The 25,934-nt window shown below is 63.7% G+C and carries 23 protein-coding genes; 19 read left to right on the plus strand and 4 right to left on the minus strand.

Annotated elements, in window-relative coordinates; all coding sequences use genetic code 11:
* Nucleotides 1–219: 219 nt before the first annotated feature.
* Complete coding sequence (locus tag SJI03_RS02245; RefSeq protein ID WP_158301081.1) at nt 220–396, minus strand: hypothetical protein; 177 nt, start codon at nt 394–396, stop codon at nt 220–222.
* Nucleotides 397–431: 35 nt separating this feature from the next.
* On the opposite strand from SJI03_RS02245, the gene mqo reads away from it, so the two are divergent.
* A complete protein-coding gene (gene mqo / locus SJI03_RS02250) occupies nt 432–2,030 on the plus strand; it encodes a malate dehydrogenase (quinone) (RefSeq protein ID WP_322426116.1) in 1,599 nt (532 codons plus the stop codon).
* Between the two features lie 102 nt (nt 2,031–2,132).
* On the opposite strand, the gene SJI03_RS02255 is transcribed toward mqo, so the two are convergent.
* A complete protein-coding gene (locus tag SJI03_RS02255; RefSeq protein ID WP_034780273.1) occupies nt 2,133–2,765 on the minus strand; it encodes an RNA pyrophosphohydrolase in 633 nt (210 codons plus the stop codon).
* 204 nt (nt 2,766–2,969) lie between these two features.
* Between SJI03_RS02255 and SJI03_RS02260 the strand changes: the two genes are divergently transcribed.
* Together SJI03_RS02260 and SJI03_RS02265 are read left to right on the plus strand one after the other, a co-directional pair.
* Nucleotides 2,970–4,709, plus strand: coding sequence for a proline--tRNA ligase (locus SJI03_RS02260; RefSeq protein WP_322426117.1), 1,740 nt, complete (start codon nt 2,970–2,972; stop codon nt 4,707–4,709).
* On the plus strand, nt 4,706–5,332 hold the full coding sequence (locus tag SJI03_RS02265) for a lytic transglycosylase domain-containing protein (protein WP_099376515.1): 627 nt from the start codon (nt 4,706–4,708) through the stop codon (nt 5,330–5,332). The genes SJI03_RS02260 and SJI03_RS02265 overlap by 4 nt, the downstream gene beginning before the upstream one ends.
* 79 nt (nt 5,333–5,411) lie before the next feature.
* Here SJI03_RS02265 and SJI03_RS02270 read toward each other — a convergent pair whose 3' ends face one another.
* Together SJI03_RS02270 and ffh are read right to left on the minus strand one after the other, a co-directional pair.
* A complete protein-coding gene (locus SJI03_RS02270; protein ID WP_071653383.1) occupies nt 5,412–5,807 on the minus strand; it encodes an SWIB/MDM2 domain-containing protein in 396 nt (131 codons plus the stop codon).
* A 436-nt stretch (nt 5,808–6,243) separates the two neighbouring features.
* Nucleotides 6,244–7,611: a signal recognition particle protein gene (gene ffh, locus SJI03_RS02275; protein ID WP_034780269.1), complete on the minus strand. Its 1,368-nt coding sequence runs from the start codon at nt 7,609–7,611 to the stop codon at nt 6,244–6,246.
* Between the two features lie 239 nt (nt 7,612–7,850).
* On the opposite strand from ffh, the gene SJI03_RS02280 reads away from it, so the two are divergent.
* The 16 genes from SJI03_RS02280 (at nt 7,851) to ampD (ending at nt 25,792) form a co-directional block, all read left to right on the plus strand.
* Nucleotides 7,851–8,360, plus strand: coding sequence for a sigma-70 family RNA polymerase sigma factor (locus SJI03_RS02280; protein WP_099376517.1), 510 nt, complete (start codon nt 7,851–7,853; stop codon nt 8,358–8,360).
* Nucleotides 8,357–9,349, plus strand: a complete 993-nt coding sequence (locus SJI03_RS02285; protein WP_416208695.1) for a FecR domain-containing protein — start codon at nt 8,357–8,359, stop codon at nt 9,347–9,349. The genes SJI03_RS02280 and SJI03_RS02285 overlap by 4 nt, the downstream gene beginning before the upstream one ends.
* A gap of 112 nt (nt 9,350–9,461) precedes the next feature.
* Nucleotides 9,462–11,663 (plus strand): TonB-dependent siderophore receptor, encoded by a 2,202-nt coding sequence (locus SJI03_RS02290; RefSeq protein ID WP_322426119.1) that lies wholly within the window; start codon nt 9,462–9,464, stop codon nt 11,661–11,663.
* 116 nt (nt 11,664–11,779) lie between these two features.
* A complete protein-coding gene (locus tag SJI03_RS02295; protein ID WP_322426120.1) occupies nt 11,780–12,061 on the plus strand; it encodes a hypothetical protein in 282 nt (93 codons plus the stop codon).
* Nucleotides 12,058–13,761 carry a PepSY-associated TM helix domain-containing protein gene (locus SJI03_RS02300; RefSeq protein WP_322426121.1) on the plus strand — a complete coding sequence of 568 codons (1,704 nt, stop codon included), beginning with the start codon at nt 12,058–12,060 and terminating at the stop codon, nt 13,759–13,761. The genes SJI03_RS02295 and SJI03_RS02300 overlap by 4 nt, the downstream gene beginning before the upstream one ends.
* Nucleotides 13,758–14,099: a DUF3325 domain-containing protein gene (locus SJI03_RS02305; RefSeq protein ID WP_322426122.1), complete on the plus strand. Its 342-nt coding sequence runs from the start codon at nt 13,758–13,760 to the stop codon at nt 14,097–14,099. Before SJI03_RS02300 ends, SJI03_RS02305 begins: the two co-directional genes overlap by 4 nt.
* A 91-nt stretch (nt 14,100–14,190) precedes the next feature.
* Nucleotides 14,191–15,378, plus strand: a complete 1,188-nt coding sequence (locus SJI03_RS02310) for an efflux RND transporter periplasmic adaptor subunit (protein WP_322426123.1) — start codon at nt 14,191–14,193, stop codon at nt 15,376–15,378.
* 5 nt (nt 15,379–15,383) lie between these two features.
* Nucleotides 15,384–17,378, plus strand: coding sequence for a MacB family efflux pump subunit (locus SJI03_RS02315; protein ID WP_322426124.1), 1,995 nt, complete (start codon nt 15,384–15,386; stop codon nt 17,376–17,378).
* A 134-nt stretch (nt 17,379–17,512) separates the two neighbouring features.
* A complete protein-coding gene (locus SJI03_RS02320; protein WP_322426125.1) occupies nt 17,513–18,043 on the plus strand; it encodes a sigma-70 family RNA polymerase sigma factor in 531 nt (176 codons plus the stop codon).
* Nucleotides 18,033–19,001 (plus strand): FecR domain-containing protein, encoded by a 969-nt coding sequence (locus tag SJI03_RS02325; protein ID WP_322426126.1) that lies wholly within the window; start codon nt 18,033–18,035, stop codon nt 18,999–19,001. Before SJI03_RS02320 ends, SJI03_RS02325 begins: the two co-directional genes overlap by 11 nt.
* Nucleotides 19,002–19,081: 80 nt before the next feature.
* On the plus strand, nt 19,082–21,601 hold the full coding sequence (locus SJI03_RS02330; protein ID WP_322426127.1) for a TonB-dependent siderophore receptor: 2,520 nt from the start codon (nt 19,082–19,084) through the stop codon (nt 21,599–21,601).
* A gap of 186 nt (nt 21,602–21,787) precedes the next feature.
* Complete coding sequence (locus SJI03_RS02335; RefSeq protein ID WP_099376700.1) at nt 21,788–22,717, plus strand: ABC transporter substrate-binding protein; 930 nt, start codon at nt 21,788–21,790, stop codon at nt 22,715–22,717.
* Nucleotides 22,718–22,950: 233 nt separating this feature from the next.
* Nucleotides 22,951–23,754 carry a cytochrome C assembly family protein gene (locus SJI03_RS02340; protein WP_322426128.1) on the plus strand — a complete coding sequence of 268 codons (804 nt, stop codon included), beginning with the start codon at nt 22,951–22,953 and terminating at the stop codon, nt 23,752–23,754.
* Nucleotides 23,751–24,011: a PP0621 family protein gene (locus SJI03_RS02345; protein ID WP_077408507.1), complete on the plus strand. Its 261-nt coding sequence runs from the start codon at nt 23,751–23,753 to the stop codon at nt 24,009–24,011. The genes SJI03_RS02340 and SJI03_RS02345 overlap by 4 nt, the downstream gene beginning before the upstream one ends.
* A gap of 118 nt (nt 24,012–24,129) precedes the next feature.
* The gene (locus tag SJI03_RS02350; RefSeq protein ID WP_322426129.1) at nt 24,130–25,203 is read left to right on the plus strand and encodes a sigma-54 dependent transcriptional regulator; all 1,074 of its coding nucleotides are present in this window, start codon (nt 24,130–24,132) and stop codon (nt 25,201–25,203) included.
* Nucleotides 25,181–25,792: a 1,6-anhydro-N-acetylmuramyl-L-alanine amidase AmpD gene (gene ampD / locus SJI03_RS02355; RefSeq protein ID WP_322426130.1), complete on the plus strand. Its 612-nt coding sequence runs from the start codon at nt 25,181–25,183 to the stop codon at nt 25,790–25,792. Before SJI03_RS02350 ends, ampD begins: the two co-directional genes overlap by 23 nt.
* Nucleotides 25,793–25,934 lie beyond the last annotated feature (142 nt).

Below are 25,934 nucleotides of genomic sequence, written 5' to 3' on the forward strand. Positions count from 1 at the left end.
GGACTATGGCTAAAGGGCAGCCGGCATTGTACCGCGTACATAAATAAAGGGCATCGAGGATGCCCTTTTTGCCGTCTGGTGGCCGCTGGCATGACCCGAGAGTCACTGTCATTTAATACCCTGCAGTAAGTATTATCCACTACCGCCACGGCCCGGCGGCGCCAAATAACGGTGATAAAATCGCCGCTCTTGATATTTGCACTGGACATGACGGCGATTTTATTGCCATTCCCCTGTTTCCATTGCCCGCACCTTTGCCACCAGATATTGCTCCAGGGATATCCCGGAGCGCGGCAGCATGCCTATCACCATCGACTTGACCTGTCCGGCCGCCCTGGCGTTCCGGCTGGCTGTTTGCATTTCATACAGCGATGGTGCCGCCACGGTGGCGCGCAAGAATCATCCTTCAGTATTCATAAACGGAGTTACGTATGCGTAAATCGCTATTACTTTTGATGTCGTGCCTGATCCTGGCGGCATGTAACAAGACCCCTCCGGCCTCGTCCGAAAAACCGGTCGACGTGCTGCTGATCGGCGCTGGCACCATGAGCGCCACCCTGGGCAGCATGCTCAAGGAACTCGATCCGTCGCTGACGATGGAAATGGTCGAGCGCCTCGATTCCGTGGCCGCCGAAAGTTCGGACGCGATGAATAACGCAGGCACGGGCCACTCGGCGTTTGCCGAGCTGAACTACACGCCTGAAGCGGCCGATGGCAGCATCGAGACCAAGAAAGCCGTTGCCATCAACGAGCAATTCGAAATTTCCAAGCAATTCTGGGCTTATCAGGTAGCCAACAAGCATCTGGGCGCACCGCAAACCTTCATCAACAATGTGCCGCACATGGCCTTTGTGTGGGGCGACGACAATATTGCCTTTTTGAAGAAGCGCTATGCTGCGCTGCAAAAGGAAAACTTGTTCAAGGGCATGCTGTTCTCGGAAGACCAGGCGCAGATCGAGCAATGGGCGCCGCTGGTCATGCAAGGCCGTGACAAGGGCCAGAAAGTGGCCGCGACGCGCATGGAAATCGGTACCGACGTCAATTTCGGCAACCTCACGCGCGGTCTCGTGAAATACCTGACGGACAGCCATGGCATGGTTCTGCACCTGCGCCACCAGGTGGAAGACATCCAGCGCGGCGCCGACGGTGTGTGGAACGTGACGGTGAAAGATTTGAACGCTGGCAAGGAAAAGACCATGCGCGCCAAGTTCGTCTTCATCGGCGCCGGCGGCGGTTCGCTGCCGCTGCTGGAAAAATCGGGCATTCCTGAAGCCAAGGGCTACGGCGGCGTGCCGGTGGGCGGCCAATGGCTCGTGACCACGAATCCGGAACTGGTGGCGGCGCATGCGGCCAAGGTCTACGGCAAGGCGTCCGTCGGTTCGCCGCCGATGTCCGTGCCGCATCTTGATACGCGCATCATCGACGGTAAGAAAGCCCTGCTGTTTGGCCCGTTTGCCACCTTCTCGACCAAGTTCCTGAAAAATGGTTCCTGGATCGACTTGCCTGCCTCGATCGGCACGGGCAATGTGAAACCGATGCTGCAAGCCGGCTACGACAATATTCCGCTGACGAAATACCTGGTTGAACAGGTCATGAACTCGCCGGAAGACCGTTTGAACACCCTGCGCGAGTACTTGCCGAACGCCAAGATGGAAGACTGGACCCTGCAAAACGCCGGCCAGCGCGTGCAGATCGTCAAGGATGACCCTGTCAAAGGCGGCTTGCTGCAGTTCGGCACGGAAGTCGTCGGCGCCGCCGATGGCAGCATCGTTGCCCTGCTGGGTGCATCGCCAGGCGCTTCGACCGCGCCGCCGATCATGATCAAGGTGCTGCAAACGGCATTCAAGAGCCGTCTGGCGACGCCGGAATGGCAAGCGAAGATGGTGGAAATGGTGCCGTCGTACGGTCAAAAGCTGAATAACGATCCAGCCCTGGCCAACAAGATCCGCCACTACAGCAGCAATATCCTGGGCTTGAAAGCCATCACCCTGGATGTTCCCGCCGCTGCGCCAGCGTCGGCAGCAAACTAAGTCAGCCTGACCGGCAGGGGAATTTCCTGCCGGCATGAAAAAAGGGGCAGCCTGTTCAGGCTGCCCCTTTTGCGTGGGAGAGTGCGTTCATGGTGCGGCAGACTACTCCTTGCCTGGCAGAATCAGCTCCGGCGTACACCCTTCGGCGGCGATGCCGTCGCAAGGCTTGGCCAGTGCCGTACCATCCTGCGCCCGTGGCGCATGGGGCTGGCGCAGGTAGCGCGACGTGTGGCGGTGCGCTTGCTGTGCGTTGCCATGCACGGGCCAGGTCAGGAAGCGGGACAGCTCCTGCAAGGCGCGCTGGTAAACATCGCGTTTAAATTCAATGACGACATCGAGCGGGACCCAGTATTCATGCCAGCGCCAGGCGTCGAACTCGGGATGGTCGGTCAGGCGCAGATTGACGTCGTTATCGCGCGCGCACATTCTCAGCAGAAACCAAATCTGCTTCTGGCCACGGTAATGGCCGCGAATCTCGCGCTTGATGAAGTGGTCTGGCACTTCATAGCGCAGCCAGTCGCGGGTGCGGCCGACAATTTTGACGTGTTCCTGTCTGAGTCCGATTTCCTCTTCAAGTTCGCGAAACATGGCTTGTTCCGGTGTTTCGCCATATTTGATACCGCCTTGCGGAAACTGCCATGAGTGCTCGCGCACCCGCTTGCCCCACCACACCTCGTTCTGGGCGTTTAGCAGGATGATGCCGACGTTGGGCCGAAACCCTTCACGGTCGAGCATAATGCACCTCAAACTTTCTGCGACAGTGCGTCTTTTTTTACATAATTACCCACAACTTCGCAAGCCGGTGACCTTTTCGGGGTGCGAAAAGCGCCGGAATCGCACCAATTGAGCGCATTTGTGTAAAGTATGGACGCATCAGCCAGCTAATCCTTTAAAATTAGGTTGATTATAACCCTCTCTTTTTAAAAAGAATTCACCGTTATGCGCGCCTCCCGTTTTTTTATTTCCACACTTAAAGATGCACCTTCTGACGCGGAAATCGTCAGCCACCAGTTGATGATGCGTGCAGGCATGATCAAACGCCTCGGTTCCGGCATCTATACCTACATGCCGATGGGCTTGCGCGTGATCCGCAAGGTGGAAGCCATCATCCGTGACGAGATGAACAAAGCCGCCGGCATCGAACTGCTGATGCCGCTCGTGCAGCCAGCCGAACTGTGGCAAGAGACGGGCCGCTGGACCAAGATGGGCGACGAACTGATGCGCGTGAAAGACCGCCACGGCCGCGAATACGCGATCCAGCCGACATCGGAAGAAGTCATCACCGACGTCGTGCGCACGGAAATCAAGTCCTACCGCCAGTTGCCGTTGAACTTTTATCACATCCAGACCAAGTTCCGCGACGAGCGCCGCCCACGCTTCGGCCTGATGCGCGGCCGCGAATTCACCATGAAGGACGCCTACTCGTTCGACCGCGACCTGGCCGGCATGCAAGCGTCGTACAAGGTCATGTTCGACGCCTACACGCGCATCTTCACGCGCTTCGGCCTGCAATTCCGCGCTGTGGCCGCCGACAACGGCGCCATCGGCGGTTCCGGTTCGCATGAATTCCACGTCATCGCCCACACGGGTGAAGACGCGCTCGTGTACTGCCCGACCTCCGATTACGCCGCCAACATGGAAGCGGCCGAAGCGCTGCCGCCAGCCGGTGAGCGCCCGGCCGCCGCCCAGGCGCTGACGAAAACGGCTACGCCGGACACCGTCAAGTGCGAAACCGTGGCCGCCTTGCTGGGCCTGGAACTGTCGCAGACCGTGAAAACCATCGCCCTGACGGTGGAAACGACGGGCAAGGATGAAAAAGTCACGAAACAGCACTTCATGCTGCTGCTGCGCGGCGACCATGAATTGAACGAGATCAAGGTGGGCAAGGTTGCCGGCCTGGCCGGTCACCGTTTCTCCACGGAAGCGGAAATCCTGGAAGTCTACGGCACGATTCCTGGCTACCTGGGCCCGATCAGCACGAAGGCACCCGTCACCGTGGTGGCGGACCGCACGGTCGCCCACATGAGCGACTTCGTGTGCGGCGCGAATGAGGCCGGTTTCCACTACACGGGCGCCAATTGGGGCCGTGACGTGGCCGAGCCTGCCATCGTGGCCGATTTGCGCAATGTCGTCGCCGGCGACGCTTCGCCGGACGGCCAGGGTGCACTCGCCATCGAGCGCGGCATCGAAGTGGGCCACGTGTTCCAGCTGGGTACGGCGTACTCGGAAAGCATGAAAGCCACCTTCCTCGACGAAAACGGCAAGCCTGCGCCGTTGCAGATGGGTTGCTATGGCATCGGCGTGACGCGCATCCTTGGCGCCGCCATCGAGCAGAACTTCGACGACAAGGGCATCATCTGGCCGGCGTCGATCGCGCCATTCGAGGTCGTGCTGTGCCCGATGGGCATGGACCGTAGCGAACTGGTCAAGGAAGAGACGGAGAAGCTGTACGCGGCCCTGCAAGGCGCTGGCGTGGACGTCATCGTCGACGACCGCGGTTTGCGCCCTGGCGCCATGTTTGCTGACTGGGAACTGATTGGCGTGCCGCACCGCATCGTCATCGGCGAGCGCGGCCTGAAAGAAGGCAAGCTGGAATACCAGGGCCGCCGCGACGCGGAAGCAACTGGCGTGGCACCGGACGAGATCGTCGCCTTCATCCAGGGCAAAATGGCGCAGTGAAGCGTCTATCAGTAAGCAAGACGGCTGGCGCGCTCGCGCTGGCCGCCTGCCTGGCCTGCGTCGCTCCGGCGCAGGCTGGCAACCAGAAGGAGGAGGCGCTGGCCGACTCCGTCCGCCTGGCCCTGTCGCACGCGATCCGCGACGAACGCCCGCCGCAGCCCAAATTTGCCACGCCCGCCGACTTGCAGCGCTACCAGCAATGGCTGGCGCAGATGTCGTCGCGCCTGCAGCGCAAGCTGCCGGACGCCCAGCTGCGTACGGAATTTCTGGAAACCGTCTGGTACGAAGCGCGCCGCGCGGGTCTGGAACCGGCCCTCGTGCTGGGCCTGATCCAGGTGGAATCCGCCTACCGCAAATATGCCGTCTCGCTGGCTGGCGCGCGTGGCTACATGCAGGTGATGCCGTTCTGGACGGGCGTCATCGGCGACAGCGACCGCAGCAAGTTGTTCCACATGCAGACGAATCTGCGCTACGGCTGCGCGATTTTGCGCATGTACCTGGATATGGAAAAGGGCGATTTGTACCTGGCGCTGGGGCGGTATAACGGCAGCCGGGGACGGGCCGAGTATCCGAATGCCGTGCGGGCGGCGTGGCGGCAGTGGGAATTCAAGCCGGCCGCTTGAACGGCAGGCAAAAAAATGCCCCGCTCGCAGTAAAGCGGCGGGGCACTCACACGGCGCGAAACGCCCTGTGCGTATCTGATTATTTCAAATGATCGGAGATCAGTTTCGTCATTTCAAACATGGAGACTTGGGCTTTGCCGCCGAAAACTGCTTTCAGCTTGTCGTCCGCATTGATCATGCGGCGGTTGGCCGGATCTTGCAGATCGAGTTTTTTGATGTAATCCCATACCTTTTTGGTCACTTCCGTGCGCGGCAGTGGTGCTGCGCCAACAACGGCGGCCAGCTCTTTCGATGGCGTCATTGCTTTCATGAATGCTGCGTTTGGCTTGCGTGGTGTTGCCGGTGCTGCCGCTTTCTTCGCCGCTGCTGGTTTAGCTGCTGCTTTGGCTGCGGGTGCTGCTTTCTTGGCGGCTGCAGGCTTGGCTGCTGCTGCTTTGGCTGGCGCTGCTACTGGGGTTTTTTTGGCTGTTGCCATCTTCGAGCCTCCTTAACAAACACATGGGAAATTGCGCAATTAATCGCACGGCTAATATTGGTGTGGATTTACCTTGTATGCAAGTGTTTTTCACGTTTTCACGAGGAAAAAGCAGGGAAATGGCAATGCTGTCGCCCGGGCGCACCGCTTGGGAGCGCAGAACGGCGTTTTTGCCCGTAAATGGCATGGTTGCTGGCTATGCGGGGAGGGGTGCTGCTGGGGGAGGGAAGAGTGATGCCGGACACATGAAAATGCAATCCGGCATTATTTAGAACGGTGTTTTTTGGGTTTCAAACGAAGATACTGCTGCATCTCGAAGGCCTTCAAAATCACAGCGAGCGGATGGTATTTGTGGCTGAGAAGCGCAACCGTACTTTAGTACGGTGAGCATCGCCGGCCGCAAAGACCACCGCGCAGCGGATTTTGAAGCCTTCCACTACCTCATCCCGGGCATCATGCCTTTCATACTGCGCATCATCTTCATCATGCCGCCGCCCGACAATTTCTTCATCATCGTCTGCATTTGCTCGAATTGCGTCAGCATGCGGTTCACTTCCTGCACTTGCACGCCGGCGCCGGCGGCGATGCGGCGCTTGCGCGTGGCCTTGATCAGTTCAGGCTTGGCGCGTTCCTGCGGCGTCATCGAGTCGATGATGCCGCACATGCGGCGCACCTGCTTGTCGGCTTGATCCATGTTCTTGCCGCCTGCCGCCTGCTGGAACTGGGCCGGCAGCTTGTCCATCAGGTTGGCCATGCCGCCCATTTTCTTCATTTGGCCCAGTTGCGCCTTGAAGTCGTTCATGTCGAACTTGCCGCCGACCTTGATCTTCTGCGCCAGGTCGGCCGCTGCCTTGCTGTCGACGCCCTTGCGCGCTTCTTCCACCAGGGCGAGGATGTCGCCCATGCCCAGGATACGGTTGGCCATGCGGGTCGGGTCGAACGCTTCCAGGCCGTCGAGTTTTTCCGAGACACCGGCAAACTTGATCGGCTTGCCCGTGATGTGGCGCACGGACAGGGCTGCACCGCCGCGCGCGTCACCGTCAAGCTTGGTCAGCACGATACCCGTCAGCGGCAGCGCATCATTGAAGGCCTTGGCCGTGTTGATGGCGTCCTGGCCCAGCATGGCGTCAACGACAAACAGGGTTTCGATCGGTTTCACGGCGCCGTGGACGGCGGCGATTTCGCGCATCATCTCTTCGTCGATACCGAGGCGACCGGCCGTATCGATGATCAGCACGTCGTGGTAATGCTTTTTCGCCCAGTCCAGCGCGGCCAGGGCGATATCGACCGGCTTGTCCGTGCTGCTGGACGGGAAGAAGTCGGCGCCCACCTGGGCGGTGACCGATTGCAGCTGGGCGATCGCGGCGGGACGGTACACGTCGGCCGAGACGGTCAGCACTTTCTTCTTCTTTTCTTCCTTCAGGTACTTCGCCAGCTTGCCGACGGTGGTGGTTTTACCCACACCCTGCAAACCGGCCATCAGGATGATGGCGGGCGGCTGTTGCGCAAAGCTGATCTGCGACGCTTCCGGGCCCAGGTCGGCGCCCATCAGGGCGGCCAGCTCGCGCTGCACCACGCCAACCAGGGCCTGGCCTGGCGTCAGCGAGGAAATGACATCCTCGCCCATGGCTTTTTCTTTGACTTTGGCGATGAATTCGCGCACGGCGGGCAGGGCGACGTCGGCTTCGAGCAGCGCCAGGCGCACTTCGCGCAGCATGTCGGCGGTGTTCGCTTCGGTCAGGCGCGCCTCGCCGCGCATGGTCTTGACGACTTTGGCAAGCCGTTGGGTGAGATTATCTAGCATGATGAACCTGCAATGAAAAGCTTGGGAGTGGGCGGCGAAAGCCGGACGATGGCCGTCATTTTACCTTATCGCGGTTGGCTGGCGGTCCTGCGCTGCATCGCCTGGCGGTTGGCCTGCTTTTGAATTAGTTGGTATTTCTGGCAATGCCGCGATTGCATGAAAGTCAAAAACACGGTTAAAATGAGAATAATTCTTATTTACATTCTCGGGTGCCGCACGCCTGAGCGGAAAGGGATGCCATGTCGGCCGCCGATTTTGCACAGCAACAAGACCTGCACGCGCTCTACAGCAGCCATCACGGCTGGCTGCAGGGCTGGCTGCGGCATAAGCTGGGCAATGCGGGCGACGCGGCGGACCTGGCGCAAGACACCTTCATCAGCGTGCTGACGGCCGATTCCGCGCCGCAGATCCGCGAGGCGCGGCCGTTTCTCGCTACCATCGCGCGCCGCCTGGTGGCGCACCGCTACCGCCGGCAAGTGCTGGAAGACGCGTATCTGGAGGCGCTGGCCTGCCTGCCGCCCGAGGTGGCGCCCGCGCCCGAAGAACGGCTGTTGGCGCTGGAAGCCTTGCAGGAAATCGACCAGGCCCTCGACGGCTTGCCGGCGCCCGTGCGCACGGCGTTCCTGCTGGCGCAACTGGAGGGCCTCAGCTATGCCGAGATCGCCGCGCGCCTGAACGTGTCGGCCAGCTCGGTCAAGCAATACCTGACGCGTGCCAACCGCCAGGTGTTTTTCTCCCTGCCGGCATGAGCACGGTGGCAGAACCCGCAGCCCCGGCAGCCATCCGCGAAGAGGTGCAGCAGCAGGCGGCCGAGTGGCTGACCGTGCTGATGTCGAGCGAGGCCAGCAAAGCGGAACACGCCGCCTGGCAGCGCTGGCGCGAGGCCGACCCGGAACACGAACGGGCCTGGCAGCATATCGACGCTGTCACGCAACGGATCAACGGCTTGCACCGCGGTGCGGCCGCGCAGGCGCTGGCCGGCACGCAGCAGAAAGCCGTCAACGGCAAGCGGCGCCAGTTGCTGGCGTGGCTGGGCGTGGCGGCCGGCGGCGGCATGCTGGCCGCGCAGACGGATGCGTGGGATGGCGTGCGCGCCCTGCGCGCCGACTACCGCACGGCCACGGGCGAGCGGCGCGAGGTGGTGCTGGACGATGGCAGCGTGCTCAGCCTGAATACGGCTTCGGCCGTGAACGTGCGTTTCGACGCCAGCCGGCGCCTGATCGAGCTGCTGGCCGGCGAAATCCTCGTCACCAGCGGCCACGGCGCCGGCAGCGACGCGCCTTTGGTGGTGGCCACGCGCGAAGGCCGTGTGCGTGCACTGGGCACGCGCTTTGCCGTGCGCCAGCAGGATGGCTACAGCACCGTGGACGTGTTGGAAAGCGCCGTTGAAATCCTGCCCCGCGACGGCAGCGGCGCGCCCTTGCTGCTGGCGGCCGGCCACGGAGTGGCGTTTTCCCGTCAGGCGCCAGACGCGCCGCACGCCATCGATGCGTATGCGCACGCCTGGTCGCGTGGCCAGCTGATCGTCGACGACGTGACCCTGGGCGATTTCCTGGCCGACCTGGCCCGCTACCGCCCCGGTGTGATTCATTGCGCGCCGGAAGTGGCCCAGCTGCGCCTGTCGGGCGTGTTCCCGCTGGCCGACACCCAGCGCATCCTGAACATGCTGCCCAATTCCTTGCCGGTGCAGGTGCGCAGCCGCACGCGGTATTGGGTCAGCGTCGAACCGGCGCCGTAGTACCCACAAAATATATTTGCAGCCGGACTGCCCGTTTTTTGTTTTCGCGGCACCTACAGAGTAGGCGCCTGTTTTTTACCGTCTGATGACGCCACCACTATCAGGAACTTGCATGTCGCACGCTTTGCCTTTTGTCAGTTTGCCATCGTCTCACTCCGCACTGCGTCCGCTGGCGCAGGCCGCGGCGGCCTTGTGCCTGGCCGCCAGCCTGCCGGCGCTGGCGCAGCAGGCCGCGCCTGCCATCCCTGCTGCCGAACAGACCATGCTTGGCGTGTCCGTCACGGCAGGGCGCGATGCGACGACGGAAGGCAGCGGCTCCTATACGACGGGCGTGAGCAATACGGCAACCAAGCTGAACCTGTCGCTGCGCGAAACGCCGCAGTCGGTCAGCGTGCTGACGCGCCAGCAGATCGATGACCTGGGCATCACGACACTGGACGACGCCGTGCAGTCGATCACGGGCCTTGTCATGCAAAAGGGCAACTTTACGGGCGATTCAGGCAGTTTCAGCGCACGCGGCTTTCCAGTCGAGAACATCCTGTTCGATGGCTTGCCTACCAGCCTGGGCGCGAACGGCACCTTCAATGGCGACAATGACGACCTGGCCATCTATGACCGCATCGAAGTGGTGCGCGGCGCCACGGGCTTGATGACGGGCAGCGGCACGCCCAGCGCGGCCATCAATATGGTGCGCAAGCGCCCGACGGCCACGCCGCAAGCGTCATTCTCGGCCAGCGTCGGCAGCTGGAGCAACTACCGGCTGGAAGCCGATGCGGCCAACGCGCTCAACGAAGCGAAGACCCTGCGCGGACGCATCGTCGCGACGGTGCAGGACAAGAAGGATTTTGTCGACGTGCTGCATGGCCGCAATCACCAGCTGTACGGCATCATCGAGGCCGACCTGCGCCCCGACACCACCTTGACCCTGGGCGCCCACTACCGCAAGACGGACAACGACGGCGTCGCGACGGGCGTGGTGACGGCCGCCGACGGCAGCTTTTTGAACTTGCCCCGCTCGACCTACCTGGGCACCGACTTCGATGACTGGCGCCAGACGGATAAAACCATCTTCGCCGAGCTGGAGCACCGCTTCGGCAATGGCTGGAAGGCCAAGCTGGCGGCCACGCGCAAGACGCCCGAGATCGACACGACGTTTTCCGGCATCAACCGCCGCGGCGACACCCTGCGCTTCAATTCGCAAAGCTACCGCGCCGAGCTGGCCAACACCAGCTATGACGCGTATGCCAGCGGCAGCTACAGCCTGTTCGGCCGCGAGCACGAGCTGACGGTCGGCGCCAGCCACCGCCGTTCGTCGAAAAACAGCTATGGCGGCTGGGCCCCGTACAGCTGGGGCGCGGCGGCGCCGGTGCTCGACCCGTTCAACTGGGATGCGGGCAGCGTGGCGCGTCCCGTCATCAATTACGCGCAGTGGCGCACGGCCAGCATCACCGAACAAAGCGGCGTGTATGCGGGCACGCGCATGCGCCTGGCCGAGCCGCTGTCACTGGTGCTGGGCGGGCGCGTGAGCTGGTACAAGGACGATGCCGGCTACTCGGTGGCGCGCGAATTCACGCCCTACGCCGGTGTCGTGTATGACCTCGACAAGCAGCATTCCGTGTACGCCAGCTGGACCGAGATCTTCCAGCCGCAAGCGTCCACCGACGCCAATGGGCAGCCCCTGAAGCCGGTCAGCGGCACCAACTATGAAGCGGGCGTGAAGGGCGAATACTTCGGCGGCGCCCTCAATGCCAGCGCGGCCGTGTTCCAGATCCGCCAGCAAAACCGCGGCGTGGACGACCTGGCCGGCCCGGATCCCTGCCCTGGCAGCACCTGGGGCTATTGCCAGCGCGCGTCGGGCGAAGTGCGCAGCGAAGGCGTGGAGCTGGACGTGGCGGGCGCCCTGACGCCCGACTGGCAGCTGTCGGCCGGCTTTACGTATGTGAAGGCGCAATTTACGCGCGACAGCGATCCGGCCAATATCGGCAAGGACTTCAACAGCCGCTATCCGCGCCAGCAGCTCAAGCTGGCCACCAGCTACCGCCTGTCCGGCGCAGCGCAGGGCTGGCGCGTCGGTGCCTCGGTGTACGGGCAGGGCGCGACCGAATCAAACGACGGCACCTACCATCTGCGCCAGGGCCGCTACGCGATCCTGGGCTTGAATGCGGCGTGGCAGATCGACAGCCGCGCCGAGCTGCGCCTGAACGTCAACAATGCGCTCGACAAGCACTATTACCAGAGCATCTATTCCGATGTCTTCGGCAATCTGGTGGGCACGCCGCGCAACCTGATGCTGACTTTGAACTACAAACTGTAAATAATCACTTTTGAATGACTTATCTTGATGAAGGATGCATGGCTTATGAATGTGCAGTTGAATCTGGCCCACGCCAGCAATGGCGTGAGCCAGCGTGTGCCACAGGGAGCGCCGCGATGATGAAATCGGCCAACATGATGTTGTTCTCGCGCGTGCTCGCCGCCATCTTTGGCGGCTATGCACTGACGTCCGGCGTAGCCGTGCTGCTGTCGGCCGTGCTGCCGCTGTCGCGCGCCGAAGCCGTGCTGACGGCCACCCTGAGCGCCTTCGTCGTCTACACCTGCGCCGTGATCTGGGTCTTTGCCGTGCAAGACCTGCGCCGTGTCTGGCTGGGCATGCTGCTGCCGGCCATCGTCTGCGGCGGCATCGGCCTGCTGCTGTCGCGAGGTGCAGCATGAACGCCGTCAAGGTAGACAAAGTGGTGAAAACGCCGCAGCAGGGCGGCCTGCGCCAGGCCATGGCCTGGCTGCATACGTGGAGCGGCCTGTGGATTTCCTGGCTGCTGTTCGCCATTTTCCTGACCGGCACCCTGGCCGTCTTCGACGACCCGATCGGCCATTGGATGACGCCCGAGCACGCGCTTGAAGAGGCGGCGCATGCGAACGATCCGCCGCTGCCGAAGGTCACGGACCGCGCGCACCGCCTGGAACTGGCGCTCGACTTCATGGCCAAGGAACATCCGAAGGCGGACATGTGGGAAATCTGGCCCGTGCAGCGTCCCGGCCACGGCCTGTCCGCCTACTGGTTCCAGCCCGCTGGCGGCTATGGCGCGGCGGATCTCGATCCGCTGACGGGCGCCGTCATTGAGCATGCGCGCGAGGCAACGGAACGGGAAACCATCGGCGGCCACCATTTCGTCGATTTCCATTACGAACTGCACGCGGGGCGCATCGGCGTATGGATCGTCGCCATCACCACCATGATCATGCTGGTGGCGCTGGTCAGCGGCGTCATCACGCACAAGCGCATCTTCAAGGATTTCTTCACCTTCCGCCCGGCCAAGGGGCAGCGTTCGTGGCTTGATGCACACAACGCGGTGGCCGTGCTGACATTGCCGTTCCAGTTCATGATCGCCTACACGGGCCTGGCCTTCTTCAGCGATGACTATGTGCCGGCCCCCGTGGTCGCGCAATACGGCATGGACAATGCCAAGAAGGCCTTTTTGGCCGACTGGAACGATGTGGGTAAACCCGTGAAAACGGGCCAGCCGCTGGCCATTCCCGCGCTGGAATCGTTTGCGCTGCGCGCCGAACAGGCCATCGGCCAGGAAATCCGCGCCGTGGTGCTGGACAATCCGAACGATGCCTCCATGCGCGTCTGCATGTATGGCTGGAACGAGGACGCGGATTTGCTGGAACGGATCAGCGCCAATTCGGGCCGGGCCTGCTATGCGCTGGCCACGGGCGAGCAGGTTGCCTTGCGCCTGCCCGGCGAGTCGGACACGGGCGGCGCGGGCCTGACGCGCTCCGTCATGTCGAACCTGCACATGGTCGGTTTCGGCGGCACGCCGATGCGCTGGCTGTACTTCTTCTGCGGCCTGGCCGGCACGGCCATGATGGGCACGGGGGCGATCCTGTTCATGGTCAAGCGCCGCCAGAAGTCCGGCGGCGAGTTCGGCGCCTACACGCAGCGCGTGTACCGGGTCATCACATGCCTGAACGTGGCGGCGATCGCCGGCCTGTCCATCGCCTGCGTGGGCTTCTTGTGGGCGAACCGTTTGATCCCCGTCGGCATCGAGCAGCGCGCCGGCTGGGAAGTGCGCGCCTTCTTCGGCGTGTGGTTTGTGATGCTGGTGCACGCCTGCCTGCGCGGGGAAAAGCGCGCGTGGATCGAGCAACTGGGCTTGCTGGCCGCCCTGTGCCTGCTGTTGCCGGTCCTGAATGTATTGAGCACGGGTGACAACCTGGTGGCGCAGATCGCGCGCGGCGATTGGGAAAGCGCCGGCGTGGAGCTGGGTAGCATGGCCTTCGGTCTGCTGGCCGCCTGGGGCGCGTGGAAAGTCCACAAGCGCAAGGAAAAACCACTGAAAAAGGCCGCGGCCAGGGAAAACGCTGCGCCCACGGCCAGCCTGCAAGTCAATACGGAAGGACAGTCATGATCACTACCATCCTTTGCGCGCTGGGCCTGTCGTATGCGGGCATGGCCAGCCTGTCGCTGGCGATGGACCGCCACCATGGCCAGGTCTGGGGCAGGGACGCGGCGCCGAACGTGCGGCGCGCGCTGCAACTGGCCGGCGCCGTCCTGCTGGCGCTGGCCATCTGGCCCTGCGTGGCTGGCTGGAGCGCCACCGTCGGCGTGGTTGCCTGGTTGGGATTCATCGGGGCCGGCGCGCTGCTGGTGGCCCTGCTGCTGCCATATGCCCCCCGCTTGCTGTTTCGTAGTTCCCTGCTGGCAGCCGTCGCCGCGCTGGCAGGTCTTGTGACGTTCCTGCGGTGATGTTCACCGCCATTTTCAAGGATAGACCGATGCACTTTTCACGCCTGGCGACACCGATTGATGTTTTGAATGTATTGAAAGTGGCTGCCTGATGGCGGCCCGTCTGCCTTCCCGCCGCGCCCGCATCCTGGGCGGCGTGGTCTTGCTGGCGCTGTTTGGCGCCGGCGCCCTGTGGGCCACGCGCGGCCCGGCCACCGTATTTGACACGGCGCCCGTCAAGCGCGGCAATATCGAAGCGAGCGTCACGGCCATCGGCACCTTGCAGCCGCAAACCTATGTCGACGTGGGCGCGCAAGTGTCGGGCCAGATCACGCGCCTGCACGTGCAGCCCGGCAGCGCCGTGGAAAAAGGCCAGTTGCTGGCCGAGATCGACCCCAGCGTGCAGCAAGCCACGGTCGATGCGGGTCGCGCCGCGCTGGCGGGCTTGCGTGCGCAGCTGGCCGACCAGCAGGCGCAGCACCGCCTGGCCGGCCAGCAGCATGGCCGCCAGAAGCAGATGGCCAAGTTCGACTCGACGCCCTTGGCCGACCTGGAAACGGCCGAAGCCACCCTGGCCTCGGCCGGCGCCAAGATCGACCACCTGAAGGCGCAGATCGACCAGACCCAGGCCAGCCTGAAGGCGGACGAGGCGCGCCTCGGCTACACGCGCATCTACGCGCCGATGGCCGGCAAGGTAGTGGGCCTGGACGCGAAGGAAGGGCAAACCCTGAACGCCACGTACCAGACGCCGAATATCCTGCGCATCGCCGACCTGTCGGCCATGACGGTGTGGACGGAAGTATCGGAAGCGGACGTGCGCCGCGTGCGCCCGGACATGCCCGTGTACTTCACCACCCTGGGCGGCGACCAGCGGCGCTGGAGCGGCAAGGTGCGCCAAGTGCTGCCGGCCCCGCCGGTGCCCGGTGGTTCCGCCGCCGGCACGGCCCTGGCGCCGTCGACCAGCAAGGTGATCCTGTATACCGTGCTGTTCGACGTGGATAATGCCGATGGTGAATTGATGCCGCAGATGACGGCGCAGGTGGTGTTTGTCACGGCCGCGGCGAACAATGTGCTGGCCGTTCCCTTGCCGGCCCTGAAGCCATCGACGGAAGAAGGCGCCAAGCCGGGGCAGTTCACGGCCCGCGTGATGGATGCGGACGGCAAGGTCGATACGCGCGCCGTCACAGTGGGCGTGCGCAACCGCCTCAGCGCGGAAGTGCTGCAAGGCTTGCGCGAAGGCGAGTTGCTGGTCACGGGCGAGCAGCCGGCCGGCAACGGCAGCAGCAGGTTCCAGCTGTGAGCGCCATGAGCGAGGCCGCGTCGCTGGGGCAGGCCGGGGAACCTGGCCAGCCGGCGCCATTGATTGAGCTTGCCGGCATCCGCAAGCGCTACGGCGGCCATGACGGCGCGCCGGCCGTGGAAGTGCTGCGCGGCCTGACCCTGTCGATTGGCGCCGGCGAATTCGTCGCCATCGTCGGCGCCTCCGGTTCCGGCAAGTCGACCCTGATGCATTTGCTTGGCTGTCTTGACCGGCCCAGCGACGGCATTTACCGCTTCGCCGGCCAGGATGTGGCCAGCCTGAATCCCGATGAACTGGCGTGGCTGCGGCGCGAAGCGTTCGGCTTCGTCTTCCAGGGGTATCACTTGATCGCCACCGAATCGGCGCGCGAAAACGTGGAAGTGCCGGCCTTGTATGCGGGCATGCCGGCGGCCGCCCGCCACGCCCGTTCGGAAGCGCTGCTCAAGCGCCTGGGCCTGGGAGAGCGGCTCGATCACCGGCCGAACCAGTTGTCCGGCGGCCAGCAGCAGCGCGTGTCGATCGCGCGCGCGTTGATGAATGGCGGGCGCATCATCCTCGCCGATGAACCGACTGGGGCGTTAGACAGCAGCAGCGGCGCCGAAGTCATGGCCCTGCTGGGCGAACTGGCCGACGCGGGCCACACCATCATCCTCATTACGCATGACCGCAAGGTGGCGGCCCAGGCGCGCCGCGTGATCGAGATCAGCGATGGCGAAATCATCGCAGACTCGGGCGCCATCGCCATTCCCGCCACGTCGACGGCCTTGCCGCCGCTGGACATGGCGCGCGCCGCGCACGATACAGGTGCGTCGCTGGGCACGGAATTGCTCGACGCGGCGCGCGCCGCCTGGCGCGTGCTGTGGATCAACCGCTTCCGCACGGGCTTGACCTTGCTCGGCATCGTCATCGGCGTCGCCTCGGTCATCGTCATGCTGGCCATCGGCCTGGGCACGCGCCAGCAGGTGATGGCGCAACTGGGCGCCTTCGGCTCGAATCTGCTGTACATGGCGTCGCGCGGCGAAAGCTCGCGCATCCCGGGGCGCAGCATCACCCTGGCCGACCTCGATGCGCTCAAGGACGTGCCGGGCATCACCCACGTGCTGCCGAATGTCACGGGCAACAAGGTGATCCGCCATGGCAACCTCGACGTGCAGACCTATGTGCGCGGCACGGGGCCGGCCCTGCCGCAGATCCAGACCTGGCCCGTGGCCAAGGGCGGCTTCTTTACCGAGGAAGACGAGCGCGAGATGGCCACCGTGGCCGTGCTGGGTGCGCACCTGGCGGAAAAGCTGATGCCCGACGTGCCCAATCCCGTGGGGCAGAGCATCCTGATCGGCAATGTGCCTTTCCAGGTGATCGGCGTGATGAGCGCGAAGGGTGCGCTGACGGGTGAGAAGGATGAAGACGACGTGCTGCTGCTGCCGTTTTCCACGGCCGGCATCCGTGTCTTCGGTCAGCGCGAGCCGACGTACACCGTCATGGCGGTGGCCGACGTCAAGCGCGTGACGGAGGTGGAGGCGGCGGTCGACGCCACCATGTTCGAGCGCCACCGCATCCGCGACTACGGCATCAGCAACGCGGCCGCGTCGATCGCCGCCGAAGCCAAGACGCAGGACAACATGACCATGATGCTCAGCCTGATCGCCGCCGTCTCGCTGGTGGTGGGCGGTATCGGCGTCATGAACGTGATGCTGATGACGGTGCGCGAGCGCACGCGCGAAATCGGCATCCGCATGGCGACGGGCGCGCGCCGGCGCGACATCCTGCGCCAGTTCCTCACCGAAGCCGTGCTGGTGTCGGTGGTGGGCGGCGTGGCCGGCATCGTGGTCGGCGTGACGGTGGCCGGCTTGCTGCTGGTATGGGACGTGCCGGTGATCTTTTCGCTGAGCGCCATCGCCGGCGCGTTTGCCTGCGCCGTGGTGACGGGGCTGGTGTTTGGCTTCATGCCGGCGCGCAAGGCGTCGGGCCTCGACCCCGTCGTGGCGCTCGCTGGCCAGTAAGGTCGGCTGTTGTAAAAACGCCAGCGCAATGCCTGCCATCGCGGCCAGGCATTGCGCCGGCGTTGTTGTTTCGGCTAAAATGAGAATAATTCTTATTTGCATTGGTGCCAGGCGCCTGACAGGAAAGGATGCCCATGTCGGCCGCCGACTTCGCCCTACAGCAAGACCACTCTTCTCCCACGCATGCCGCCCAGGCGCTGTACCAGCAGCACCACGGCTGGCTGCATGGCTGGTTGCGCTACAAGCTGGGCAATGCCGCCGACGCGGCCGACCTGGCGCACGACACCTTCATCCGCATCCTGGCGCGGCGCGACCTCGGCGCCATCAGCCAGCCGCGCGCCTACCTGACGACGGTGGCGCGCGGCATCCTGATCAACTGGTACCAGCGCCAGGCGCTCGAACGCGCTTATCTTGACGCCATCGCCCTGCTGCCCGAAGCGCAAGCGCCTTCATGCGAAGAGCAATTGCTGATCCTGGAAACCCTGCACCAAGTCGACGCCATGCTCGATTCCCTGCCGGCCGCCGTGCGGCGCGCCTTTCTGCTGTCGCAGCTGGAAGGGTTGACGTATGACGCCATCGCCGTACGGCTGGACGTGTCGCTGGCCAGCGTGAAGCGCTATATGAAGCAGGCGTTCCTGGCGTGCCTGCGGCTCGATGGCGACTAGCTTGGGCGCCCGCGTTCCCATCGATCCGCGCGTGCTCGAGCAGGCGGCTGACTGGCTGATGCAACTGCACTCGGGCGCGGCCAGCGCGCAGCAGCGGCGCGAATGCGAACGCTGGCGCGCGAGTGACCCGGAACATGCGCGCGCCTGGCAGCGTGCCGAAGCGCTGCTGGGCAAGCTGGGTGGCCTGCCGCCGGAGCTGGCCATGCCGGCGCTGGACCGGTCCCGCGCATCGCGAACCTCGGCGCGCCGCGCCGCGCTGCTGAAACTGGCGGCCTTGCTGGCCGTGGTGCCCGGCGCCTGGCTGCTGATGGAGCAGCAGGGCTGGCGCCACGATTACCGGACGGCGACGGGCGAGCGGCGCAACATCGTGCTGGCCGATGGCAGCCGCATCAGCCTCAATACGGCCACCACCCTGGACGTGCAATTCGATGGCGCGCAGCGTCTGCTGACCCTGCGGCGCGGTGAAATCGCCGTGCGGACGTCGCCCGATCCACAAGGCCGTGCGTTTTTCGTCGCCACGGCCGAAGGCCGGCTCGAAGCACTTGGCACGGTGTTTTCCGTGCGCCAGGAGGAGGGCCGGACGGCGCTGGCCGTGCGGGAAAGCCGCGTGCGCGTGCTGGCGCACAGCGGTGCGCAGCACATCATTGCGGCGGGTTCGCAGGTGGCCTTCACAGCGGCGGCTATCGGCGAACCGCGAGCGCTGGACGCCGGAGAGCTGGCGTGGCAGCGCGGCATGCTGCTGGCCGACGCCATGCGCCTGCACGATTTTGCGCTGGAACTGGGCCGCTACCGGCCCGGCATCGTGCGCTGCGATCCCCGCGTGGCCAATGTGCGCGTCTCGGGGGCGTTTCCCATCACGGATACGGATGCGGCGCTGGTGATGCTGGTGTCGACCTATCCCGTGGCGGCGCGCACGCGCCTTGGCGGCTATTGGGTCACCCTGGATGCGCCTGAATAAATAGTTTTCAAAACCTGACACTTTTTTCGCGCCGGGCTGGCAAGGGGAAGAAGATCCCATTGCCATGTAAAGGAAACGTCATGCCCGCAGCTCCCTTCCGTTCCATCGTTTTTCTCTCCGTCCACCTTGCCATGCTGGCCATGGCGGCACCCGCCCATGCGGCGTCGCTCGACGCGCCCGTCGCGCGCAGCATCGAACTGCCGGCCGGTCCTTTGGGCCGCAACCTGTCCACCGTGGCCGTCGAAGCGGGCATCGCCCTGTCCTTCGATCCGGCCCTGACGGCGGGTTTGAACAGTCCCGCGCTGAGCGGCAGCTATACCCCGCGCGCAGCGCTTGCGCGCCTGCTGGCCGGCAGCGGCCTGGAAATCACCGGCCGCAGCGACGGCAGCTATACCTTGCAAAAAGTGGCGCCCGCGACACCTGCAGCCGCTGCTGCGGCTACCACCGCCAGCGCCGCCGGCGAGCAAACCCTGGCCGCGATCCGCGTGCGCGCGCGCCGCTCCAGCGATGGCAGTACGGAAGGGACGGGTTCCTACACGAGCCGCGTCACCAGCATCGCTTCCAAGGGCGACCAGTCGTTCCGCGAAATTCCCCAGTCGGTGTCCGTGGTGACGCGCCAGCAGCTCGATGACCAGGACGTCAAGGATATCGGCGGCGCCATGGCGCTGACGCCGGGCATCACCTCCAAGCGCGTGAACGGCCACGCCTACAATTTCTATTCGCGCGGCTTCCAAATCGACAGCATGCAGATCGATGGCGGCGCCCCCTTCAATATCGGCAGCTATACCGCGACGGCAATCCAGGATATGGCGATGTATGACAGGGTCGAGGTGATGCGCGGCGCGTCCGGCCTGCTGGCCGGTGCCGGTGATCCGGGCGGCATCATCAACCTGGCGCGCAAGAAGCCGCTCGAGCACCGGCAACTGACGGCTGCCTTGTCGGCGGGCAGCTGGAGCAATTATCGCGCCGACATCGACGCCACCGGGCCGCTCGCGTATGACGGCCGGCTGCGCGGCAGGGTGGTGGCCATGTATGAAAATGATGGCTCCTTCATGCGCCACTTCCGCACGGAAAAGGCGCTCGTGTACGGCGTGCTGGAAGCGGATCTGCCCGCGGGATCGCTGTTGACCGTGGGCGCTTCGCAGGCCAAGCGTGATACGACTGGCAGTGGTTCCGGCTTGCCCCGCTATGCGGACGGCGCCGATGTGCAGTTGCCGCGCTCGACCAACCTGAGCCAGCCCTGGGGTTATGTTGACAACGAGGTCACGGAACTGTTTGCCCAGCTCGAACACCGTTTTGCCGCTGGCTGGAAGCTGAAAATCAATGCCAGCCATGTCGAGCAGAGCTCCAAGGGGCGCGGCACGTTTACCACTGGCGCCGTGGAGCCTGGCGGCAGCGATGGCGTCGTGTGGGCCGGCACGCGCAACAATGCCTGGAATCACCAGAATGTGCTGGACCTGAACCTGACGGGCAATTTCGGGCTGCTGGGACGCACGCATGAGTTGCTGCTGGGGGCAGACCGGCAGAAGGTCACGAGCTACTGGGATTCGGCCCGGCAGACGGGGGCCGGCACTACCCCGGCCAATCCCTTCGATCCCGATGCCACGCCCTGGACTGGCGGCGATAATGGCCCTGTCTGGTACCGTTTCCATCCATGGGAGCAGGAACAATATGGCGCTTACGGCACCGTGCGCCTGCATCCCAGCGACCAGCTACACGTGGTGCTGGGCGCCCGCCTGGCCCGCTACAAGTTCAAGCAATACGTGGCATCGCTGGATGGCGACACGGGAAGCTGGTCGCCCGATTCGGACAGCCGCTTCAGCGAGCCGACCAAGCTGACGCCGTATGGCGGCATCATCTACGACCTCAATCCACAGTGGTCGGCGTATGCCAGCTATTCCGCCATCTTCAAGCCGCAGGCGCTGTACAAGGCGGGGCCAGTGCCGGGCACCTCGCTCAAGCCCATCACGGGCAAGAGCTATGAAGGCGGCCTCAAGGGCGAATTGCTTGAGGGCCGCCTGAATGCTACCTTCAGCCTGTTCCATGTCGAACGCAGTGGTGAGGCCGTGCTGGACCCTGGCTATCCGGAAGAAACCGACCTGTATGCGGGTAATTGCTGCTACTTGCCGCAGGGTAAGGTGACCAGCCGCGGCGTGGATATGGAAGTGGGCGGCGAACTCTTGCCCGGCTTGCAGGCTGCCGCCGGCTATACGTTTAACCATAGCAAGAATGACAGCACGGGCTTGCCTTTCAGCAGCATCACGCCCAAGCATCTGTTCAAGCTGTCGACGGCGTATACCTTGTCTGGCGCCTGGTCGGCCTGGAAGGTGGGCGGCAATGTCGCCATCCAGAGCGCCAACTACACGAGTGGCACGGTGGTCACGCGCGATGGCGGCGAGCGGGACTTCCAGTTTACGCAGGGCGGCTATGCCGTCTGGAGCGCACTGGCGCAATACCGCATCGATCCCCGCTGGTCGCTGGCCCTGAACGTCAATAATGTCTTTGACAAGCGCTACTATGAAAAGACGGGCTACACGGGGGGCGGCAACTGGTACGGTGCGCCACGCAATGCGAGCGTGACCCTGCGCTCCACGTTTTAAGCAGGATGGGCTGGCCAGGGCAAAAAAATGTTGCCCTGGCTCCAACACGCGGTACTATCTCCTGATAATAAAAGCAGTGTTTCGCGTGCCCTTGCGGGCACACACCAACCACCACAGGAGAACCCGATGCAGAAAAAATCAACTTTGAAGACCGGTATCGCAGCCGCCCTCGTGCTGGCCTTCGGCATGGGCGCCGTGCAGGCGCAGGCGCAGGAAGTCGTACGCCTGGGCAATCTGAAATTCGCCCACTACGGCGCCGTGTCGTACATCAAGGAAATCGCGCCCAAGTGCGGCATCAAGGTCGAAGAGCATATCTTCGCCAAGGGCCTCGACGTGATGCAGGCGATTATCGCGGGCGAGCTGGACGTGGGGGCGACGGCGTCCGAAGCGGCCATTTCCGGCCGCGCCGGCGGTGCGCCCATCTATGTGGTGGCCGGTTTTGCCAAGGGCGGCGCGCGCCTGGTTGCGGGCGCCGGGCAAAAGATCGCCAGCGTCAAGGAACTCAAGGGCAAGCGCGTGGGCGTGACGCGCGGCGGCATACAGGAAGTGCTGTTGCTGGCCGAGCTGTCGCAGGCGGGCCTGACGTATTCCGAAACCAAGGGCAAGGATGTGCAGCTGGTATTCCTGGCCTACGCCGACTTGAACCAGGCGCTGATGGGCAAGAATATCGACGCCATGATGCAGTCGGAGCCGCAATCGTCGCAGGCCATCAACAAGGGTTTCGGCAGTGAAGTCATCAAACCGTACGACACGCCGATCGGCGAGCCCGTGCGCACCATGGTGATGACGGAAAAGTTCTACAAGGAACGCCGTCCCGTGGCGGAAAAATTCATGCGCTGCTTCGTCGAAGCCACCAAGACCTTTATCGACAACAAGGCGACGGCGGAAAAGTACGTGCGCGAAGTGGTGTTCCGCGGCCAGATCACGAAGGATGACTTCGACGACGCGATCAGCAATTCGCCGTATTCGTATGACATCTCGCCCGAGCATATCCAGATCACCACGGACGTGATGGTGAAAACGGGCGTGGGCCGCATGACGAAGCCGCCTGTGGCCAAGGACTGGGTCAAGACGGACTTGCTGGAACAGGCGAAAAAGAGCCTGAACGTGAAGTAAGCCGGATATTGGCAATACCCGATGGCCCGCTTAAGCGGGCCATCATTTTTTTGCGGCATACTAATATATATAAGCAGGCGGTGCGAAAGATTGCCGAAATCTTGAGGGTGCGCCACCCCGTCATGCCTCAGGCGCGATATCATGGCAGGCTTGCGGCATTGGTTGGCGGCGTCGTGCCTGTCACCGGGCTGTCGCCTGAATCGCGCTTGTCGGCTATGGTGTAAACTTAAACTATGCAGATCTATTTCTTTTTCATCGCCGCCCTGTTGTACGCGGTGTGCGCGGTGCTTCCCTCGTCTCGTGCCCGGCTCATTGCCGGCCTGACCGGCGTCGCCTGGCTGGCGCACGCCGCCACCCTGTGGTTCGACCTGATGGCGCCGGGCACTTTGCGCTTCGGTTTTTCCGCCATGCTGTCGGCCGCGCTGTGGGTCTCGGTGGGCGCCTACTGGATAGAGAACCGCAACTTCAGCCTGGACGGACTGCGCCGCATGGTCATGCCCAGCGCCGTCCTCGCCATCGGCCTGGCCTGGGCCTTTCCTGGCAGCCAGGTCAACATGGAAGGCAAGTCAGCCGTCTTCGGCTGGCATATCGCCGTCGCCGTGCTCGCCTACAGCACCCTGACGATTGCCGCCTTTCACGCCGTGCTGATGGCGCTGCAGGAATCGCGTCTGCATACGCGCAGTGAAAGCCGTGGCTTCATCGGCACGGCGCTGGACCAGTTGCCAGCCCTGCTGACGATGGAAAAGCTGCTGTTCCGTATGATCGGTCTGGGTTTTATTTTGCTCAGCCTGACCGTGCTGTCGGGCATCGTGTTTTCCGAACAACTGTTTGGCAAGGCCCTGAACTGGGATCATAAATCCGTGTTTACCATGCTGTCGTGGCTGCTGTTTGCCTCGCTGCTGGCAGGGCGCCGCTTCCGCGGCTGGCGCGGCAAGACGGCCCTGAGCTTTACCCTGGCCGGTTTCGCCACCTTGCTGCTGGCCTATGTCGGCAGCCGTTTTGTACTGGAAGTGGTTTTACACCGAGGATTCGCATGACACGTGTTTTATTCTGGCTGGCGCTGGTGTTTCTGGTGCTGTTTGCTATCCGCAGCAAGATTCGTGGCATGCAGCAACGGGCCCGTGCGCAACAGCAACAGCGGCCGAATCCGTTTACGCCACCGGTGCGGCCGCAGGAATTGCCGGATGCCGAGCTGATGCTGTGCTGCGCTCATTGCGGCGTGTACTACCCGGCCTCGGAAAACGTGCAGGCCAAGGGCCACGACTACTGCAGCCACGCGCACGCCACCTTGTAAGGGCGGGCCCGCAGGTTTGCGCGCGTTGCTCATCCGTATCGTAACGTCCTCCGGCATCCGTCCGGCGTAGCATCTGCAACAGGCGGTTCGCCGCCGCCATTGTAGAAAGGCGCGCCTCATGTCCCGTCCCAACCCCAGTCCGCATACCGCTGCCGGCATGCCGCCGGCGCCACAATTGAGCGGCAACTCGCTGCCCATGCAGGCGCTGCGCGCGCAGATCGGCCGCATCGCCCGCTGTGGCGCGCCGGTGGCCATCCGCGGCGAATCGGGCACGGGCAAGGAACTGGCGGCGCGCGCCATCCATGCGCAGGGCGCGCGCGCCAGCTTCCCGTTTATCGCCGTCAACTGCGGTGCCATTCCCGAAGCGCTGATGGAAGCGGAATTCTTCGGCTGCCGCCCGGGCGCCTATACGGGCGCGCTGCACGAACGCCAGGGCTTGTTCCAGGCGGCCCATGGCGGCAGCCTGCTGCTCGACGAAGTCGATGACCTGCCGCTGACCATGCAGGTAAAACTGTTGCGCGTGCTGCAGGAGCGCCGCGTGCGCAAGCTGGGCGGCAGTAGCGACGAAGCCGTCGACGTGCGCATCCTGTGCGCCAGCCAGCATGGCCTGGCGCGCGGGGTGGCCGCCGGCACGTTTCGCCAAGACCTGTTTTACCGCCTGCATGTGATCGAGCTGGCGCTGCCGCCGCTGCGCGAGCGGCGCGGCGATCTGCAGGTATTATGTGAGGTGATCCTGGCGCGCCTGTCGCCACGCCGGGCCGTGAGTCTGGCGCCGCCGGTGCTGGCGGCCTTGGGCGCGTATGCGTTTCCCGGCAATGTGCGGGAACTGGAAAACCTGCTGGAGCGGGCGCTGGCCTTTGCCGACGGCGGCGTGATTGCGCTCGACGGGCTGGCCTTGCCCTCCGCGGCGGGCAGCATACCCTTGCGGGCGGCACCAGCAACGCCGGCCTTGCCGGAACGGCAACTGTGCCTGCCCGGCATGGCGGCGCATGGCGTGGCCCCGGCCTTGCCGCTGGACATGTATTTGCGCCAGGCCGAGCGCGACATGATCATGCTGGCGCTGGTGCAGGCGCGCTACCACCGTGCGCGGGCGGCACGCCAGCTGGGCCTGAGCGTGCGCCAGTTGCGTTACCGCATGCAGAAATTGACGATACAGGAAGCCCTATTTGATGAGCGCATGGATGATAGATGAAGACGGCTGGTGCGACGGCGCGTTGCGCTATGACTCGCCGTACCACGATGCGCGCCCGGACGGGGTGCATGTCGATTTGCTGGTGATCCATAACATCAGTTTGCCGGGTGGCCACTTTGGCGGACCGCATGTGTCGGACTTGTTTACGGGCCGGGTAGATTATAATGCCGATCCTTCTTTCGCCGACCTGCGTGGCTTGCAGGTGTCGGCGCACTTTTTTGTGCGGCGCGATGGTGCGCTGTTGCAATATGTTTCTACTGATCAACGTGCCTGGCATGCGGGCGCGTCCACCTTCGAGGGACGCCCGCAGTGCAATGGCTATTCCATCGGTATCGAAATGGAAGGCGCGGACGATGTGCCCTTCCAGCGGCGGCAATATCATGTGCTGGCGGCGCTGACGGCGGCACTGGTGGCGCGCTACGGACTGTCCCAGGTGCGCGGTCACGAGCATATTGCGCCGGGAAGGAAGACGGATCCGGGGCCGTTTTTCGACTGGTATTTTTACCAAGAGTGCTGGCTGGAAATTCTGTGCGGGCAGCCTGCGTTAGCGCTTACTTCGCGGGGATTGGGCTTCCCATCCATGCCCTGAAAAGTCAACCGAAATCGTATATGAAAATACAAAAAATTACGCCCGCGGATGCCGGAAAACTATTGCATCCCCCTCCGATGGGCACTACAATTAGTGCAGAAGTTGGATGTAAAGACTATATGTAGTGCCATCACAGACGTTT

This window comes from Janthinobacterium sp. GMG1 (assembly GCF_034427795.1).
In the GTDB taxonomy this organism is placed as follows: domain Bacteria; phylum Pseudomonadota; class Gammaproteobacteria; order Burkholderiales; family Burkholderiaceae_D; genus Janthinobacterium.